General features: G+C 71.3%; 3 protein-coding genes. 2 read left to right on the top strand and 1 reads right to left on the bottom strand.

Annotated elements, in window-relative coordinates:
• Positions 1-420: polyprenyl synthetase family protein (locus ETD85_RS61790; protein WP_206059646.1), on the top strand; the 420-nt coding region annotated here is incomplete at its 5' end.
• 340 nt (positions 421-760) lie between these two features.
• Here ETD85_RS61790 and ETD85_RS61785 read toward each other — a convergent pair.
• On the bottom strand, positions 761-1,690 hold the full coding sequence (locus ETD85_RS61785) for an aldo/keto reductase (protein ID WP_138699014.1): 930 nt from the start codon (positions 1,688-1,690) through the stop codon (positions 761-763).
• 35 nt (positions 1,691-1,725) lie between these two features.
• Between ETD85_RS61785 and ETD85_RS61780 the strand changes: the two genes are divergently transcribed.
• The coding region (locus ETD85_RS61780) for an alpha/beta hydrolase (RefSeq protein ID WP_240780180.1) at positions 1,726-2,239 on the top strand (514 nt) is incomplete at its 3' end.

The following is a 2,239-nucleotide window of genomic DNA, read 5'->3' as shown; positions in this document are numbered from 1 at the left end:
GGTGTGGCCCTTGGCGGGGCGCCCGAGCTGGGGGAGCGGATGTGGGCGCTGGGGCGCGATCTGGGGGTGGCCTTCCAGATCGTGGACGACATGCTCGGCATCTGGGGCGATCCGCTGGTCACGGGCAAGCCTGTCTACAGTGACCTGCGGCGCGACAAGAAGACCTTCCCCGTCCTCGCCGCCCTGGGCACGGGCGGGGCCCCCGCCCGCGAGCTGTCGGAGATGCTGTCGGCCGGATTGGCGGACGAGGAGTCCATCCAGGAGGCCGCCCGCCTCGTGGAGGAGGCGGGCGGGCGCGCGTCGGCCCAGGAGACGGCCGATCAGTACCTCTCGTCCGCGCTGACGGCCCTGGACGAGTGCCTGCCGGAGGCGACGGAGCTGCGTGCGCTGTGCTCCTCACTGGTGAACCGCGACAACTGACCGCGTTCGGCCGCATCCGGCTGGGCCGACGGCGTCAACTGACCGCGTCCGGCCGCATCCGGCTGGGCCGACCGCGTCAACCGGCCGCATCCGGCTGGTCCGGCCGCGTCAGCTGACCGCGGCCGGCCTGCGTACGTCGTGAAGACGACGCCGGATGGCGGCCCTGGGGCGCCTCTGGCGGGCCGCCGGACGCGCCGCGACTGTCCGGCGTCCGGCGGCGGCTCCCGATCGCGGCTGCCGGTCGGCGGTCGTGTGGCCAGAGTCAGTCAGCCGGCGGCCGTCGGTCAGAGGCGGTCCGTCAGAGGTAGTCGGTCAGAGGCGGCTGGTCAGAGGCGGCTGGTCAGAGGCGGGAGGCCTCGTCCAGCAGCGCCAGCTCCTCGGCGCTCAGCGTCAGAGCCGCGGCCGTCATGATCGGCTGGAGCTGCTCGACGTTCCGGGCGCTGGCGATCGGCGCGGTGATCGTCGGCTGGGCGGCGACCCAGGCCAGCGCCACGGACGCCGGTGCGACCTCGCGCTCGTTCGCCACCTTGGCCAGCGCCTCCAGCGTCCGTCGCCCGTGCTCGGTGCCGAGGTACTCGGCGGCCTTGCCCGCCCGCGGGCTGTCCACGGTCACGCCCGGGGCGTACTTGCCGGTCAGGAACCCGCGCGCCAGCCCGAAGTACGGCGTGCTGGACAACCCCTCGGCGGCCACCACATCGCGCAACGCCCCCTCATAACCGCGCTCGACCAGGTTGTACGGCTGCTGCAGCGCCACGTACCTGGCCAGGCCCTCGTCATCGGAGATCTTGAGCGCCTCCGCCAGCCGCGCCGGGCCGTAGTTGGACGCCCCGACGTAACGGACCTTGCCCTCGCGCACCAGCGCGTCGAACGCCGCGAGCGACTCCACGAGCGGCGTGTCGTGATCGTCCACGTGCGCCCAGTAGAGGTCGATGTAATCAGTACGGAGCCGCCGCAAGGAGTCCTCGACCGCGGTGCGGATGGTCGCGGGAGACAGGCCCGACAGCCCCTCCAGCATGCCGACCTTGGTCGCGAGCACGAGCGAGTCGCGGTTGCGCCGATCGGCCATCCAGTCACCGATGATCATTTCCGACGTGGACTCGCCGGTCGCCCAATGCGGGTAGACGTCGGCCGTGTCGAGGAAGTTGCCGCCGCCCTCCACGTACGCGTCCAGGACCGCGAACGAGGTCTCCTTGTCGGCCGTCCAGCCGAAGACGTTGGTGCCGAGCGATATCGGGAAAACGGACAGAGCCGTGGTGCCTATTGATCTCATCCCGCTATTATCCGCGCATCCAACAAGGAGGCTCGATGCGCCCCCGATTACGTGGATGCCTGGTCGGCGCCATCGTCGCCGGCGGCCTGTTCCTGCTGGTCCTGTCGGTCGTGATGGCCGGCAGGGACGAGCCGGCCGCGCCGAAACCCCGTACCACCAAGTCCGGATCCCCGGTCGAGGTGGTCGAGGAGAAGCGGCTCGACGAACGCAGGATGGAGCTGACGATCAGGTCGCCCGCCCTCGACGCCACCACGAAGGTACGGCTGCTGCTGCCGCGCGGCTGGGAGTCGCGCAAGGACTGGCCGGTGCTGTGGCTGCTGCACGGCGGGCTCGACAACTACGCCTCGTGGACCGCCAAGACGGACGTCGACGCGCTCACCCGCGACACCGGCGTACTGGTCGTCATGCCCGACGGCGGCAAGTGCGGCAGCTACTCCGACTGGTGGAACGGCGGCGACGGCGGCCCCCCACGCTGGGAGACCTACCATCTCAAGGAGCTGCTACCGCTGCTGGAGAGCCGCTACCGGGCGGGCGGGGAACGGGCCGTGG

This window comes from Nonomuraea zeae (assembly GCF_005889725.1).
GTDB classification, from domain to species: domain Bacteria; phylum Actinomycetota; class Actinomycetes; order Streptosporangiales; family Streptosporangiaceae; genus Nonomuraea; species Nonomuraea zeae.
This window is presented reverse-complemented; position numbering and strand designations above follow the sequence as displayed.

Coding starts and splice junctions, on each gene's coding strand:
- ETD85_RS61785 (WP_138699014.1), bottom strand. CDS start 1,690: ATGAGATCAATAGGCACCACGGCTCTGTCCGTTTTCCCGATATCGCTC.